Origin of the sequence: Glycomyces sp. NRRL B-16210 (genome assembly GCF_000719515.1) — a bacterium.
GTDB lineage: Bacteria > Actinomycetota > Actinomycetes > Mycobacteriales > Micromonosporaceae > Glycomyces.
In genome coordinates, this window is the sequence record NZ_JOGR01000003.1 from 366,652 (window position 1) to 381,704 (window position 15,053).

The following is a 15,053-nucleotide window of genomic DNA, read 5'->3' on the forward strand; positions in this document are numbered from 1 at the left end:
ACAAAGGGCGCAGTTGCGGCCCGCCGGTCTCGATTCGGTAACGGCCCTTGCGGTGGCGCCGATTTCGACTCCTTCGGCGGCGGTTCGGGCCGTCTCGGATCCGGGGGTTCGAATCCCGTTGGGGCTCAGTTGTTCAGGCCGACGGACTTCATGCGGTCCTGGTGGGCCCTGGTGAGGCGGCGCAGGAGCGCGTCGAGGGTGCCGCCGTCGCCGACGATGAGCCCGGTGAGCCGTTCGTTGGCCGCCGCGACGCCCTGGGCGCGGTTGATGCCCTCGCCGACGAGGCGCCGGGCCCACAGCGAGAGCCGTCCGGTGACGGCCGGGTCGGCCTCCACGGCCGCGCGCAGCTCCTCGGCGGCCAGGTCGGCGGCGCCGGTCTCGGCGAGCACGGACTCGATGAGGGCGCGGTCGCCCTCCTCCAGTCCGGTGGAGACGGCGCGGAAGAAGTCGTCGGCGACGGCGTCGCCGAGGTAGACCTTCACGAGCGCTTCGAGCCAGTCGCGCGGCGAGGTGGAGGCGTCGAAGGAGCGGAAGGCCTCTTTGAACGGGGCCATGGCCTCGGCGGGGTCGGCGCCGAGCTCGGCGAGGCGGTCGGCGAGGAGGCGGTAGTTGCGAATCTCACCCACGGCGGCCTCGGAGAGGGCGGCGCGGCGTCCGAGGTCGGGGGCCAGGCGGGCGTCGAAGACCATGCGCTCGAAGGCGAGCAGTTCGCCGAGGGCAAGCAGGCCAAGGAGGTCGATGACGGATTCGCGGCCGGGGGCCGGGGCCGCGGGGGCCGGCGCGTCGGGGCCTGCGACGGGATCAGTTGTCTCGGACACCGGGGCAGGTTACCACTGGCCCGGAGGGGCCTTCGCCTTCGCGGTTCGTCGCCTACCCGACCGTTCCAGGCGTCTTCGCAGGCCAGCGGGTTCACCGAGGGGTGAGTCCGGCCACGTTCGAGGCGGGTCGGGAACGGCGCGCCGAGACGATCGGGTCCGGGGAGCGTAGGATGGACAGGAGCGACCGCGGCCACTGAGGTGGCAGTCCCCTTGACGAAGCTCGCGAGAACGAGTCTTCGGCGATTGCGCGAGCGGTCCTCGATGCGGCACCAGCGCCAGGCGCTGTGCCGCTCCTGCGAAGCGGCGACTTCCCGAATCCGGCGGTCGTCGCCGCTGTGTAACGAGACATGATGTGGCGCCGAGTTCCCCGGATCTGGTGACGTCCTCCGCCACGAGGTGAACAGAGTGAACGAAGTGAACAATGACCGGCCCAAGAACGACGGGCCGACTTTCGCCCAGCTGGGTGTCCGCGAAGAGACCATCGAAGCCCTTGCGGCCCTTGGTATCGAGCGGGCATTCGCCATCCAGGAGTACGCGATCCCGATCGCGCTCCGCGGATCCGACATCATCGGGCGCGCCCCCACCGGCACCGGCAAGACCTTCGGGTTCGGCCTGCCGATCATCGACCAGATAACCTCCGCCGAGGAGGGCGCCGACGGCAAGCCGCAGGCGCTGATCCTGGTCCCCACCCGCGAACTGGGCCTCCAGGTGGCGCGGGACCTCGAGGACGCGGGCAAGACCCGCTCGATCCGGGTCCTGCCGATCTACGGCGGCCGCGCGTACGAGCCCCAGGTCGACGCGCTCAAGTCCGGCGTCGACATCATCGTCGGCACCCCCGGGCGCCTGCTCGACCTCTACAAGTCCAAGCACATCAAGCTCGACAAGATCGCGCACTGCGTGCTGGACGAGGCCGACCGGATGCTCGACCTCGGCTTCTCCGAGGACGTCGAGAAGATCCTCAAGCTCCTGCCCGAGCAGCGGCAGACGATGCTGTTCTCGGCGACCATGCCCGACACGATCATGTCGCTCTCGCGCCGCCACATGCACCGTCCGATGACGGTGGCCGCCGACGTGACCGGTCCCGACCAGGAGGCGGCCAACAACACCCGCCAGCTGGTCTACATGACCCACGCGCTCAACAAGGTCGAGGTCACGGCCAGGATCCTCCAGGCCCGCGAGCGCGGCCTGACGATCCTGTTCTGCCGCACCAAGCGCGCGGCGCAGAAGCTCGCCGACGAGCTCGACTTCCGCGGTTTCGCGGTCGGCTCGGTCCACGGCGACCTGGGCCAGAACGCGCGCGAGCGGGCCCTGCGGGCCTTCCGCTCGGGGAAGATCGACGTGCTGGTGGCGACCGACGTGGCCGCCCGCGGCATCGACGTCCCCGACATCACCCACGTGATCAACTACGACTCGCCCGAAGAGGCCGAGACGTACATCCACCGCATCGGCCGCACCGGCCGCGCAGGCGCGACCGGCATCGCGGTGACCTTCCTGACCTGGGAGGACCTGCCGCGGTGGAAGATCATCGTCAAGGTCAACAACCTCGACATCGGCGACCCGGTGGAGACGTACCACACCTCCGACCACCTCTACACCGACCTCGACATCCCCGAGGGCGCGCCGTCGGCGCTGCCGAGCGAGCTGCGCAAGCGGGACGGCCTGAGCGCCGAGCGCGAGGAGAACGTCGAGGGCGACAGCCGCAAGCCCCGAGGGCGCGGCAAGAGCCAGCGCGGCGGCGGCGACCGCGGCAGGGGTCGCGGAGGCGACGGCAGGGGCCGCAGTGAAGGCGGCAACCGCGGGGGCGGCCGGGCCGCCTCCGGAGGCGAGAGCGGTGGCGAAGGCGGCGAGGCCACGGCCCCGCGCAACCGACAACGCCGACGCGTTCGGACCGAGGGCGAGGGCGGCGAGGCCAAGGCGGCGCCGCGCGAGTCGCGGCCGGCGGCCGAGAGCGCCCCGCGCGCGGAGGGCGGCGCCGAAGGCGACGCGCCCGCACGCAGGCGCAGGCGCCGCCGCAGGCCGACCGGCGGCAGCGACCGCCAGGTCAGCGAAGGCTAGAAGCAAGGAAAACGGCGGGGTCGTTTGGATCCAATTGGATCCAAACGACCCCCGGACGCGAACGGGCCTTCCCCATTCGAGTGACACCGAACCCGGTCGTCTTGTCACACCCGCCGGGCACGCTCGAAACCGGGGGCGCTTCAACACCGGCGCCCAAGCCTCTCCCCCTGCCCGCGAAACGCCCCCCGCCCGTGCTCGGCGACCGACTCTCGCCTGCTCCTCCTGGGCGGCGTTAGGCTTTCTGTATGAGCGATTCCGCCTCTTACGACGGCCCGCCTGTGAACGTGCCTCCTCCGCCCGGCTGGCGCGTCGAGACCGTCGCGCTCACCGGCGAGCCCCGGCGCCTGCCTCCGCAGGACCACGCCGCTATCGACACCGCCGAGCAGCGCGCCCGCCTCGTGACGCATTGGATCACCCTCGTCGCGGTGGCGCTCATGTTCATCGTGCTCGTCATCGGCCTCATCAACGGCTGAACGCCGACGACCCCGGCCTCCCGGCCGGGGTCGTCCGCATCCGTCCTGCGCGGCGTCCTACTGGACCGTCCCGCCCCACTTCATCTCGGACCCCGAGTGCCCCGCCTGGAACAGCCACCATCCCGCCAGCAGCAGCAGCGCCAGCACGATCAGGCCGACCACGAACATGACGACCTTCCGCCCGGCCGCCGCCGGGTCGTCCGAGCCGCTCGACACCTTCTCGCCGTCCTCGGTCGCCACCGGCGCGGGCGCGTCGCCGTTGCGCCTCAGCGCGGCCCTGCGCCCCCGGTCGAGCCCGGCGAACAGGCCCCACAGCGGCACCAGCGCCACCAGCGTCCACAGCAGCCACCAGCCGTAGTTCTGGTGCTGCTCGATCGCCGCCGACCAGCCGTTCGGCGACACGTAGTCCGCGAGCTGCTCACCGCTCCAGATCGCCCCGTACGCGCTCGCCGGGCCGGCCAGCACGAGCGCCGCCGCGACCCAGCCGATGCGCTGGCGCACCGGCGGCACCAGTAGGTACAGGAGGCCGAACAGGATCAGGAGCGCGATGAGCACGATCGGGGCGTGCACTACGAGAGGGTGGAGGGGCAGATCCAGAATCGTCGTCATGACGTTCATTGAACCCTAAAGGATCTACCAGACGGAAGCTCCGGTCGAACTTTCGAAGACCGCGACGTACCCCATCACCGCATCTGCGATGAGCTGCACCGCGATCGCGGCCAGCAGCACGCCGGCGATCCGGGTGAGGACCTCGATGCCGCCGCGCCGCAGGACCTTCACCAGGAACCCGGAGAAGCGCATCACCAGGAAGATCAGCACGTGGATGATGACGATCGACATCGCGACCCACAGGAAGTCCATATTGGAGTCGGCCTGCTGCACGAACAGGATCACCGCCACGATCGCGCCCGGCCCGGCCAGCAGCGGCGTACCCAGGGGCACCAGCGCGATGTTCGAGGTGGACGACTCCGAGGGCTCGTCGGCCTTGCCGGTCAGCAACTGGAGGCTGACCAGGAGCAGCAGCAGCCCGCCCGCGCCCTGCAACGCCGCGAGGTCGATGTGGAGGTAGTTGATGATCTGCTGCCCGAGCAGGGCGAAGAGCGTGATCACCCCCAGCGACAGGCACGTCGCCTGGAGCGCCGCGCGATTGCGCTGGCGCTTGTCCATGGTCCCCGTCAGCGCCAGATAGATCGGCACGATGCCCGGGGGATCCATGATGACGAACAGCGTCACCGACACGGTCAGAAAGTACTCGAGTCCACCCACGCTGCGAGTATGGCAAGTTCACCAGGTCACAGCCCCGGAATCACCCGCTCGTGTTAGGTGCGGCTCAGCCGTACCGCAGCACCGGCATGACCGCCCCGGGCGGGAGCGCCAGCTCAGTCAGCTCCGGCTGGTCCCGCGTCAGGTCCATGAGCCGCCACGACTCGTCCCCGGCCAGGCCCGACACCTGCCAGCGGCCCTGCGGGTCCGACCAGACCCTGCCCTCGTCGAAGAACTGGCTGTAGAGGTCGCCCTCCTCGGCGTTCCTCTCGCCGTCCATCACGAACTCGCCGAACTCCATGAACTCCCGCTCGACCACGTGCGCGAGCAGGTCGGGCGCGTCCTCGTCCCCGGAGTCGGCCGCGAGCATCTGCCGGATCTCCTCGCTGTCGGCCCTGCCGCAGGACTCCCTGACGCTGGCGGTCCCCGTCATCGGATCGAGGTCGGACACGCACACGTAGCCCGGGTCGGTCATATCGGTCACCACCGCGGCCTCGAAACCGAGGCTGGCGACCTCCTCCAGTCCCCAGTCGTGGTCGTCGTTGAACATGTAGCCGCCGGTGTCGCCGCCCGAGACCGACCACAGGTCGGCCCGGAAGACCAAGGTGGACCGGTTCCAGTCGACCAGCTCCAGCTCGGTGCTGGTCGTGAACGAGACCGAAGCGCCGCTGCCGTCGGTGGCGGGCCGCACCAGCTCGGTCTCCTGCGTCAGGAAGTCCACGTCCGGCCAGAAGACCGCGAACCCGTCGCCGTCCCGGTTGACCGGCACGTTCAACCACGGTTCGGGCTTCTCGTAGCCGGTGACCTCGGTGCCGTCGAACTCCACGACGTTCACCGCCGTGTCGGTCTCGACGAGGTAGCCCATCTCCAGGCGCGACACGTTGATCGGCTCCTCGTACCCGATCGGCACGCCGTTCCCCTGCTCGTTGAGGATCACGTACTCGCCGTCGTCCTGGACCACGAACTCCATCGCGAACTCGTCGCGGGCCTCGACCACGCTCGTGTCGCCCGCGACCGGGCCGTCATCGGCCCCGGTCGCGAACCAGGGCTGCCACACGAAGGCCGCGGCGCCCAGGACGACCAGGCTCGCGCCGCTCGCGGCTGCGCCCGCGCGCCTGCGGCGGCGGATGCGCCCGGCCCCGGCGATGGCCGCGTCGGCCAGGCCCGGCTCGTCGTAGACGGGGGCGGCGTCGGCGATGTCGGAGAGGCCGCGGCGCAGAAGGGATTCGATGTCCCCGCTCACGCGGCCTCCCGCGTTTCCATCGACAGTCCCAGCGCGGCCGACGGGGTCCCGAGGCGCTTGCGCAGGCCCGCGAGCGCCCGGGAGGCCTGGCTCTTGACGGTGCCGACCGAGATGCCGAGGAGTTCGGCGATCTGCGGGTCCGTGCGGTGCTCGTAGTAGCGGAGGACGAGGACCGCGCGCTGGCGCTTGGGGAGGGCGGCGATGTGGCGCCACATGGCGTCGCGCATCGCGGTGTGCTCGGTGAAGTCGCGGGAGAGGTCGGGGCGGTCCTCGAAGACCTCGGTGGGCTTCTCGCGGTTGGAGCGCTTGCGCCACCAGGAGGCGTTGGTGTTGTAGAGGATCCGACGGGCATAGGCGTCGACCGAATCAGTGGTCCTGATCCGGCCCCACGCCAGGTAGGTCTTCGTCAAGGTCGTCTGCACCAGGTCCTCCGCTGTCGCCCAGTTCCCCGTCAGGAGATACGCCGCACGGTGCAGCGCGGCCGAGCGCGCCGCCACGTACTCGCGGAACTCCTCGTCCTGGGACGATTTGGCCTCGCTCACGCGTCTCCCTGGGGGGGTCGAACAACAGACGACATACCCCCGGTGGACGGTTGCCCCGCAGGGCGGAATTCTGCCAAAAGTTGGGTGTCGTCGGCAACCGAGGGTCGGTAGAAGGTGAGTATACGAAGTATCTGCAATCAGGTGGGTCCCGGCACCCGGGGACGCGGCGCACACCATGGACGCGCACGCGAAACACCCGCCGGGCGGTGCCGGCGGGTGCGTCAGCACACGTGTCGGATCGAGCCGGTGCGGCTCAGGCGTCGGCGCCCTTGGCGAGGTCGTCCTCGGGGATGAGGTCCTCCTCGGGCTCGGCCTCGCGCTCGTCGACCGCCTCGGGCTCGTACATCTCCTCGCACATCTGGAGGTAGAGCTCGTTGGGGTTCGGCAGGTGCGGGACGTTCCGCAGGGCCTGGTCCTGGCCCGCGGACTCGATGATGAACTCGCCGTAGTTGAGCATCCGGCCCATCGGCGTCTGGGCGTACTTCATGTCGGTGACGCGCCCGAGCGGCATCATGGCGACCGAGCGGGTGATGACCCCCTGGATGAGCATGATCCGCTTGTTGGTCAGGATGAACCGGTCCATGTACCAGTCGATGAGCTTCCAGCCCACGAACCCGAGGATGACCAGCCAGGCCAGGACCGTGATCCACAGGGCGGTGTCCCGGCTGTCGTTGTCCCACCGCGTGAGCAGCCCGGAGGCGAGGCCCATGATGAAGGTCGCGAGCGTCCCGATGACGAACCAGGGCATGAGGTGGACCCAGTGGCGGCGCCATTCGCCGCGGTACTTCTCGGTCGGGAAGAGGTAGCGGGCGGAGATGGGGGACGGCACGTCCGGGATCGACGGGGCGCGTGCGCCCGAGAGCAGGCCTCCGGTGAGGCCGTCGTCGAAGCGGACGCCGTCGATGTCGCTCGCGGCGGTCGCGGGGGCGGCGCCGGCCGTTCCCGAGGAGAACCGGAACTCGCGCGTGGGGGATTCGGCGCCCGGGGCGGGGCCGTCGGACGGGGCGCGGGGACTGGGGGGTTCCAGCGGCTCGGTGTCCTTGTTGTCCCCCGAGCCGCCTGCACCGGAATCGGTCATGGTGCCGCCGTCGTCAGGTCACGAGGTTCGTGAAGAACGCCGCGAAACCGTTGGCGGCATCGAGGATTCCACCGGCGAGGTTTCCGACCACATCGCTGGCTTCACTCGGCCTGAAGGCTACAAAGAACACCAGGAACGCAAGTCCGCCCCAAGTCAGAAACTTCTTCAACTTCCTCACCCCTCCCGTCAAGGGTCCTGGCCGATCGTTCGTCTGGCGCAGGCTTGCACGAGTCTACCGTACGAGCATGACTCGGCTTTCAGTTTTGTATGGGCCCCTTCGGTGTGAACCGAGCGGCCGCCCCGGGACGGGGCGTCGCCTCGCGGTTCCGCCGTGGCCCGACTCCGCCTGTTCACCAGCGGAACAACCTATTCGCTTATGCCTCCGGGGAGCTTACCCCAAGTCACCCACCATTGGCTCAATGTAGGCGCAACGCCCACCTCGACCCCATGGAAGCGTCCGGTATCCGACACTCGCCGATTCGGCAAGCGATCCACGCCGACCGCCGGCTTCTAGAGTGCCACTCGGGTGCGACGTTCGGGGGCCCGCCCCGGGTCGGATTTCGGACGCGGGCGCCTCAGGCGGTCGGGCGCTGCCCGAACACGTGTTCCCTCACCCAGGCGTGCAAGGCGATCCCGCTGGCCACGCCCGCGTTGATCGAGCGGGTCGATCCGAATTGGGTGATCGAGCAGACCATCGCGCAGGCCTCGCGCACCGGTTCGGACAGTCCCGGGCCCTCCTGGCCGAAGACCAGGACCGCGTGCCGCGGCAGCGAGGTGGTCTCGATCGGGACCGATCCGGGCAGGTTGTCGATGCCGACGACCGCCAGGCCCTCGGCGGCGGCCCAGGCCACGAACGCCTCGACGCTCGCGTGGTGCTCGACGTGCTGGTAGCGGTCGGTGACCATCGCGCCGCGGCGGTTCCAGCGGCGCTTGCCGACGATGTGGACGGACTTGGCGAGGAAGGCGTTGGCGTTGCGCACGACGGTGCCGATGTTGAAGTCGTGCTGCCAGTTCTCGATGGCCACGTGGAAGTCGTGGCGGCGGGCGTCGAGGTCGGCCACGACGGCCTCGCGGCGCCAGTAGCGGTACCGGTCGACCACGTTGCGCCGGTCCCCCAGGCGCAGCAGCTCGGGGTCGTAGCGCTCGTCGTCGGGCGGCGGGCCCTCCCAGGGGCCGACGCCGACGGTCTCGCCGGTGTGCGCGGCGTCCTCGACCTCGTCCGGGCGCGCGTCCTCGGCGAAGGCGTTCTCGTCAGTCACGCCGACTATTGGAGCACAGGTCCCGACGCCGCCACCGGGCTCGGCGGCCGGGCGCGCGCACCGTCCTCGCAGGACACCGCCGGGCATGGCGCCGCCCCGGCGGCTACGGGGGAAACCGACCGGGGCGACTCGGAACATATTAGCCACCGGTCGTCTGCGATCGGGCACACACCCGACTGAATTCCCTTGCCGCATAAGGAAATCGGGTCTTTAGGCGCCCCGTGTCACTCAGGCCTCGCACTGCTTTGGAGACACTCGCGCGCGGGCGAGGGAGCGGCGTTGCGAGCTCCGATCACACGTGCGGAAAGGCGGCGTGGGCGCCCGTCGGTCGACGCAGGGCCGGGCGGTCACGCGCGCAGGGAGGCCTTGCCCACTACCCCGAGGCCTTCGCCCCCGGCGGCGGCGGGCTCACGCGCGCAGGAAGGCCTTGAGGGCGGCGGGGTCGGCGAGGGCGTCCTTGGCGATGGCCTCGTCGGGCTCGGCGCCTTTGAGGATCTTCTTGACCGGGACCTCGACCTTCTTGCCGCTGAGCGTGCGCGGGATCGCGGGGACCTGCCGCACCTCGTCGGGCACGTGCCGCGGCGAGAGCTGCTCGCGCAGGGCCGCGGTGATCCGCCGCCGCAGGTCATCGTCGAGGTCGGCGCCCTCGACGCAGGCGACGTAGAGCAGCAGGCGGTCCTGGCCGGGATCGTCGAGGTGGACCACGAGGGAGTCGGCGACGCCTTCGACGGCTTCGACCACGGCGTAGAACTCGGAGGTGCCCATGCGCACCCCGCCGCGGTTGAGGGTCGCGTCGCTGCGGCCGGAGATGACCGCCGAGCCGCGGTCGGTGATGGTGATCCAGTCGCCGTGGCGCCAGATCCCGGGGAAGTCGGTGAGGTAGGTGTCCCGGTAGCGGTGCTTGAGCGGGTCGCCCCACAGCCCGACGGGCATCGAGGGCATCGGGGAGGCGATGACGAGTTCGCCCTCGCGGCCGATCCCGGGGCGGCCCTCGGGGTCGAAGGACTGCACGTCGGCGCCCAGGCACCGGCACGACAGCTCGCCGCGCCAGACCGGGACGGTGGGGACGCCGCCGATGAAGCCGGTGCACAGGTCGGTGCCGCCCGAAAGCGACTGAAGCTGCGCGGTGGGGCTGATCTGCTCGTACACGTAGTCGAAGCCGACCGCCGGGAGCGGCGCGCCGGTCGATCCGATGCCGCGCAGCCTCGAGAGGTCCGCCTCCTCCTTGGGTTTGACGCCGCGGGCGCGGCAGGCCATGAGGAAGGGGGCGCTGGTGCCGAAGTAGGTGGCGCCGGACTCCTCGGCGAGGCGCCACATGCCGGCCGGGTCGGGCATCCCGTCGAACAGGATCACGCCGGCGCCGACGATCGGCGCGGACACGAGGTAGTTCCACATCATCCAGCCGGTGGTGGAGTACCAGAAGAACCGGTCGCCGACGCCGAGGTCGTGGTGGAGGGCGTGCATCTTGGCGTGCTCGATCCCCATGCCGCCGTGGGAGTGGACGATGGCCTTCGGCAGGCCCGTGGTGCCCGAGGAGTAGAGGATGTAGAGCGGGTGGTCGAAGGTGAGCCGCTCGAAGTCGACCCCTTCGTCGTAGGCGCAGAACCGGTCCCAGGTCTCGCCTTCGGCCTCGCCGGTCCCCAGGTAGGGAACGGTGACGACCGCGCTGAGGCCTTCGAGGCCGCGCACGACGCGCTTGAGGTCGGCGGTGCGGTCGATGGACTTGGGGCCGTACTTGTAGCCGTCGACGGCGACGAGCACCTTCGGCTCGATCTGCGCGAAGCGGTCGAGGACGGCCTTGGCGCCGAACTCGGGGGCGCAGCTGGAGAAGACCGCGCCGAGGCTGGCGGTGGCGAGCATGAGCGCGAAGGTCTCGGGGATGTTCGGCATCCACGCCGCGACGCGGTCGCCGCGGTGGACGCCGTGGGCGACGAGCCCGGCGCGGGCACGGGCGACGGCCTCGCGCAGGTCGCCGAGGGTCCACTCGACCGTCTCGCGGGTGTCGGAGTAGGCGCGCACGAGCACGTCGTCCTCGGCCACGCCCGGGGCGGTGAGCACGGCGCGCGCGTAGTTGAAGGTCTCGTCGGGGAACCAGACGGTGTCGGGCATCGACTCGTCGGCGAGGACCCGGTGCTCGGGGACGGTCTCGCCCAGGCCGAAGTACTCCCAGAGGGCGCCCCAGAACGGGCGCAGATGCTCGACCGAGTACTGCCACAGAGCGGGGTAGGAGGTGAGGTCGCGCTCCTCCCGGCGCGACAGCCACTGGCTGAAGCGCCCGATGTTGGTCGTCTCCACCGCGTCCGGCCGCGGCAGCCAAAGCACCTCGTTGGTCACGATCGCCTCCCGATTTCCACAACTTTGTGGCCCACAGCACTATCGTGGCACGACTCGGGTTCGGTGCCCGCCTCGGGGGAACCCCGGACGGACCGGTTTCAGCGGTTTCGCCCGATTGCGGCGGACGGTCCGTGACGAAGGTCGCTACGCGGCCGTCAGCTCGTCCTCGATGTACCGCTCGCGGGTGACGTACAGGCCCGCGGCGAACAGGGCGACCGCCAGGGCCGCGAGGAGGCCGAACGGGACCGACCAGGAGCCGGTGAGGCCGAAGACCCAGCCGACGGCCAGCGGGCCCGTCCCCGCGATGAGGTAGCCGCCGGACTGCGCGAACGAGGAGAGCGCGCTCGTGCCGCCGGGGGTGCGCGCCCGCAGCCCGAACAGGGTCAGGATCAGCGGGAACACCGAGGTGCCGATGCCCAGCAGCGCCATCCACAGCCAGGTGAGCGGCCCGCCGCCGTCGAGCCAGAGGCCCGCGATCGCCGGCGGGTAGCAGGCCATGAGGATGAGGAACACCGGGCGCGGGCCCCACCGGACGGTGAGCATCGGGACGACCACCGAGACGGGGATCTGCACGACCGTGAGCAGTCCCAGCATGGCCCCGGCGGCGGCCGCGTCCATCCCGTCGAAGGCGAGGATCGTGGTCGTCCAGCCCATGAGGATGTAGGCGATGGCCGACTGCGCCCCGAAGGCCAGCAGCATCATCCAGGCCAGGCGCGAGTGCCGGACCCCGCGCAGGCGGGTGATCGGCAGGACCCCTGCGGCGGCCGCACCCGGGTGCCACAGCAGCCACGGGACGATCGCGACGAGCGCCGGGAGCGCCCAGACCGCCAGAGCGATCCGCCAGTCGTCGAGGAGGTGCTCGATGGGCGCGGTGGCCCCGGCGGCGACGGCCGTGCCCACGGCGAGGGTGGTGGAGTACAGGGTGGTCATGACCCCGATGCGGCCGGGGAAGTAGCGCTTGACGATGACCGGGATCGCGACGTTGCCGATAGCTCCGGCGGCGAGGGCCAGGAGGCTGAACAGCAGGAAGAGCGCGGTGCTCGGGGCCCAGGCGCGGGCGACGAGGCCGACGCCCATGGCCAGGAGCGCGCCGGTGAGGAGGGCGCGGGGGCCGAAGCGGCGGGCCAGGCGCGGGGCGAGCGCGCCGAGGCCGGCGAAGGCGAGGACGGGGAGGGTGGTGAGGAGTCCGGCGACGGTCTCGGACATGCCGAGGCCGGTGCGCACTTCGGCGAGGATCGCGCCGACGCTGGTGACGGCGGTGCGGAAGTTGAAGGCGGCGAGGACGACTCCGGCGACGAGCATCCAGCCCATGGCGGCCGCGGCGCGGACGCCTTCGCGCGGTTCGGCGGTCTCGGCGTGCGGGGTGGGTTCGGGGGTCTCGCCGGGGTGGGGTTCGGTCGGTCGTGCCGCCGCGGTCCGTGTGGCGTCGTCTTCGGCCTGGGCGGCTTCGGTCGTCACGCGGACGGCTCCTTACGGGCTCGGGAGGCGGCCGGCGGCGCGGTGGGCGACCGCCGTGCGGCCCGCACACGTGTGCGGTCGGCCGCGCGCCGCAGTGGCTCGCGGACCGTGCCGGGTGTGCCGGGATAGGATCGTGTCAATTCATGGGATGAATTGGCGGCCTGTCAACGGTATCGCGGCGGCTGTCTGCTTTAATCCTTCTAGTGTTGGGAAACACGCACACCCCTGGCGGGCCCCGGCCGGCCGTGAAAGCGCTCCGGAGAGGTCAGGTCCGCACAGTGGCACTGCAGTCGACACGCAAATCCGCCCTCGTCGATCAGGTGATCGAACAACTGCGCCAGCAGATCAGCGACGGCGAATGGGGCCTCGGCTCGCGCATCCCCACCGAGAGCGAACTGGCCGAGCTCCTCGGCGTCGGCCGCAACACCATCCGCGAAGGCGTCCGCGCGCTCGCCCACGCCGGGCTCCTGGAGATCCGCCAGGGCGCCGGGACCTTCGTCGTCGGCCGCAGCGAGGTCACCGCCGCCGTGCGCCGCCGCATCGCCGCCAGCCCCGCCTCCGACGCCATGGAGGTCCGCCGCGGCCTCGAGGTCGAGGCCTCCCGCCTGGCCGCGCAGCGCCGCGACGAGGCCGACATCACCCGCCTGCGGATCCTCCTGGCCGAGCGCGAGGCGACCCACGAGGTCGGCGACACCGAATCGTTCATCGCCGCCGACATCGCCCTCCACCAGGCCATCGCCGAGGCCAGCCACAACAAGCTCCTCGCCGAGCTGTACACCGAGCTGGCCGACTCGCTGCGCGAGACCGTGCGCGCCGCGATCGGCGAGGACCTCGCCGAGGACCCCCACATCGACCACACGCGCGCGGTCGAGGCGATCATCGCCGGGGACGCCGACCTCGCCGCCGCCGAGACCGCCGCGTACCTGCGCCTGCTCATCGACGACTGAGACCGCGCCGCCCGGCGCCCGCGACCGAGCCGCGCACCGCACCGGCGGCCCCGAGGCGAGTTGGAAGCCGCTTTCGGGAGATAGAGTCGAGGCAGCCGCCTCGAACGGCGTCAACCCGAATGGAGTCCTCATGCGCCTGTCCGCCCGCGTCGACTACGCACTGCGAGCCGCGGTGGCCCTCGCCGGCTACGGAGAGCGGTGGGTATCGGCCGAGCAGATCGCCGAGGACCAGGGCATCCCCCGCAAGTTCCTCGAGTCGATCCTCCTCCAGCTGCGCCGCGGCGGCATCGCCGCCTCCAAGCGCGGCTCCGAAGGCGGCCACCAGCTCGCGCGCCCCGGCGACACGATCAGCCTCGCCGACGTCATCCGCGCCGTCGACGGCCCGCTCGTCGGCGTCCGCGGCGAACGTCCCGAGGAGGTCCCCTACTCCGGGACCGCGACCGCGCTGACGAACGTGTGGATCGCCCTGCGCGTCTCCGAGCGCAACATCCTCGAATCGGTGTCCCTCGCGGCCGTCGCGGGCGACGACCTGCCGACCTCGGTGACCAAGCTCCTCGAAGACCCCGACGCCTGGGTCATCCGTGACTGACGCGTCGGGACCTCGGGGCGCGGGCGGCTCTGCCAGAATCGGTGCGTGAAGTTCCCTGATCTGGGGGCCTGGTGGGACCGCGTGCTCCTGGGGGCCCGCAAGCGCTCCAATCTCGTGGACCACTCCTGGCGCGCCCAGGAGCGGTTCTTCGAGGTCCACGGCGGTCAGCTCGCCGCCGCGATCTCCTACTACGCGTTCTTCGCGGCGTTCTCCATGTCGCTGCTGGCGCTGGCGATCTTCGGGTACCTGCTCAACGTGCCCGAGATCTACGACTCGGTCGAGACGTGGCTCTCGGAGAACCTGCCGGTGATCGACATCGGGGTCCTGGAGTCCTCGCTCACGTCCGTGACGATCTTCGCGGCCGTGGCCCTCGTCGTCGCCGGGGTCGCGTGGGTGCAGTCGGTGCGCTCGGCGATCCGCCTGGTGTGGGACCTCGAGGCGCAGCCGGGCAACCCGATCCTGCGCTGGCTCATCGACCTGGCGATCCTCATCGGCGTGAGCGTGCTCCTGCTCATCACCATCGGCGCGACCGCCGGGGCCGAGGTGGTGCTCGCCTGGTTCGACCTCGACGAGGTCACCGGGAACGCCGCGCTGCTCGTGCGCGGCGTCTCGGTCGTGGTGGGCCTCATCGCGAACGCGGTCCTCGCCGCGGTGCTGCTCCAGGCGCTGCCGCGGGTCGTCATGCCGCCGAGGCGGGTCGTGTGGGCCTCGCTGGCGGTGGCGGTCGGCATGGAGCTGCTCAAGACCGTGGGGCGCCTGTACGTCCTCCAGGTCTCCGACCGGCCCGCCTACCAGGCGGTGACCACCGCGGTCGGCCTCCTGGTGTTCCTCTACCTGTTCGACGTGATGCTGCTGCTCGCCGCCGCCTGGACGGCGACCTCCCTGCGCGGCAGGGCCATCGACCTCTACAAGCGGGCCGCGATCCCCAACGGCCACGGCCGCCTGTTCGGCATGAAGGCCAAACCCGAGGACTGAGGACGAAGCGGCCCGGGCA

At 70.9% G+C, this 15,053-nt stretch carries 15 protein-coding genes; 5 read left to right on the plus strand and 10 right to left on the minus strand.

The features are described from left to right. Positions 1-125: 125 nt before the first annotated feature. Positions 126-818 carry a ferritin-like fold-containing protein gene (locus tag IF12_RS0106065; RefSeq protein ID WP_030155744.1) on the minus strand — a complete coding sequence of 231 codons (693 nt, stop codon included), beginning with the start codon at positions 816-818 and terminating at the stop codon, positions 126-128. A gap of 405 nt (positions 819-1,223) precedes the next feature. Between IF12_RS0106065 and IF12_RS0106070 the strand changes: the two genes are divergently transcribed. Next, on the plus strand, positions 1,224-2,873 hold the full coding sequence (locus IF12_RS0106070; protein WP_030155746.1) for a DEAD/DEAH box helicase: 1,650 nt from the start codon (positions 1,224-1,226) through the stop codon (positions 2,871-2,873). Between the two features lie 245 nt (positions 2,874-3,118). Then, positions 3,119-3,346, plus strand: a complete 228-nt coding sequence (locus IF12_RS0106075; protein ID WP_030155748.1) for a hypothetical protein — start codon at positions 3,119-3,121, stop codon at positions 3,344-3,346. Positions 3,347-3,403: 57 nt separating this feature from the next. On the opposite strand, the gene IF12_RS23830 is transcribed toward IF12_RS0106075, so the two are convergent. From IF12_RS23830 to IF12_RS0106120, 9 genes are all read right to left on the minus strand, one after another. Next, positions 3,404-3,955, minus strand: coding sequence for a hypothetical protein (locus IF12_RS23830; protein WP_133884422.1), 552 nt, complete (start codon positions 3,953-3,955; stop codon positions 3,404-3,406). A 24-nt stretch (positions 3,956-3,979) separates the two neighbouring features. Continuing rightward, complete coding sequence (locus IF12_RS0106085; protein WP_030155752.1) at positions 3,980-4,612, minus strand: MarC family protein; 633 nt, start codon at positions 4,610-4,612, stop codon at positions 3,980-3,982. Between the two features lie 64 nt (positions 4,613-4,676). Beyond that, positions 4,677-5,852: a hypothetical protein gene (locus IF12_RS0106090; protein WP_030155754.1), complete on the minus strand. Its 1,176-nt coding sequence runs from the start codon at positions 5,850-5,852 to the stop codon at positions 4,677-4,679. Then, complete coding sequence (locus tag IF12_RS24760) at positions 5,849-6,394, minus strand: SigE family RNA polymerase sigma factor (RefSeq protein ID WP_051704028.1); 546 nt, start codon at positions 6,392-6,394, stop codon at positions 5,849-5,851. Before IF12_RS24760 ends, IF12_RS0106090 begins: the two co-directional genes overlap by 4 nt. Positions 6,395-6,647: 253 nt before the next feature. Further along, positions 6,648-7,472 (minus strand): PH domain-containing protein, encoded by an 825-nt coding sequence (locus IF12_RS0106100; RefSeq protein WP_051704029.1) that lies wholly within the window; start codon positions 7,470-7,472, stop codon positions 6,648-6,650. A 13-nt stretch (positions 7,473-7,485) separates the two neighbouring features. Beyond that, positions 7,486-7,641: a hypothetical protein gene (locus IF12_RS26055; protein WP_166659627.1), complete on the minus strand. Its 156-nt coding sequence runs from the start codon at positions 7,639-7,641 to the stop codon at positions 7,486-7,488. Between the two features lie 406 nt (positions 7,642-8,047). Then, entirely contained in the window at positions 8,048-8,731 is a 684-nt protein-coding gene (locus tag IF12_RS0106110) for an RNA methyltransferase (protein ID WP_051704030.1), read from the minus strand. Positions 8,732-9,139: 408 nt separating this feature from the next. Continuing rightward, positions 9,140-11,065: an acetoacetate--CoA ligase gene (locus IF12_RS0106115; RefSeq protein WP_030155762.1), complete on the minus strand. Its 1,926-nt coding sequence runs from the start codon at positions 11,063-11,065 to the stop codon at positions 9,140-9,142. 144 nt (positions 11,066-11,209) lie between these two features. Beyond that, complete coding sequence (locus IF12_RS0106120; protein WP_231492361.1) at positions 11,210-12,523, minus strand: MFS transporter; 1,314 nt, start codon at positions 12,521-12,523, stop codon at positions 11,210-11,212. 278 nt (positions 12,524-12,801) lie between these two features. Here IF12_RS0106120 and IF12_RS0106125 point away from each other — a divergent pair, with 278 nt between their 5' ends. From IF12_RS0106125 to IF12_RS0106135, 3 genes are all read left to right on the plus strand, one after another. Beyond that, positions 12,802-13,470, plus strand: a complete 669-nt coding sequence (locus IF12_RS0106125) for a FadR/GntR family transcriptional regulator (protein WP_030155767.1) — start codon at positions 12,802-12,804, stop codon at positions 13,468-13,470. 130 nt (positions 13,471-13,600) lie between these two features. Continuing rightward, positions 13,601-14,059, plus strand: coding sequence for an Rrf2 family transcriptional regulator (locus IF12_RS0106130; RefSeq protein ID WP_030155769.1), 459 nt, complete (start codon positions 13,601-13,603; stop codon positions 14,057-14,059). Positions 14,060-14,104: 45 nt separating this feature from the next. Then, the gene (locus IF12_RS0106135) at positions 14,105-15,034 is read left to right on the plus strand and encodes a YihY/virulence factor BrkB family protein (protein ID WP_081913266.1); all 930 of its coding nucleotides are present in this window, start codon (positions 14,105-14,107) and stop codon (positions 15,032-15,034) included. Positions 15,035-15,053 lie beyond the last annotated feature (19 nt).

Coding starts and splice junctions, on each gene's coding strand:
- IF12_RS0106075 (WP_030155748.1), top strand. CDS start 3,119: ATGAGCGATTCCGCCTCTTACGACGGCCCGCCTGTGAACGTGCCTCCT.
- IF12_RS23830 (WP_133884422.1), bottom strand. CDS start 3,955: ATGACGACGATTCTGGATCTGCCCCTCCACCCTCTCGTAGTGCACGCC.
- IF12_RS0106100 (WP_051704029.1), bottom strand. CDS start 7,472: ATGACCGATTCCGGTGCAGGCGGCTCGGGGGACAACAAGGACACCGAG.
- IF12_RS0106130 (WP_030155769.1), top strand. CDS start 13,601: ATGCGCCTGTCCGCCCGCGTCGACTACGCACTGCGAGCCGCGGTGGCC.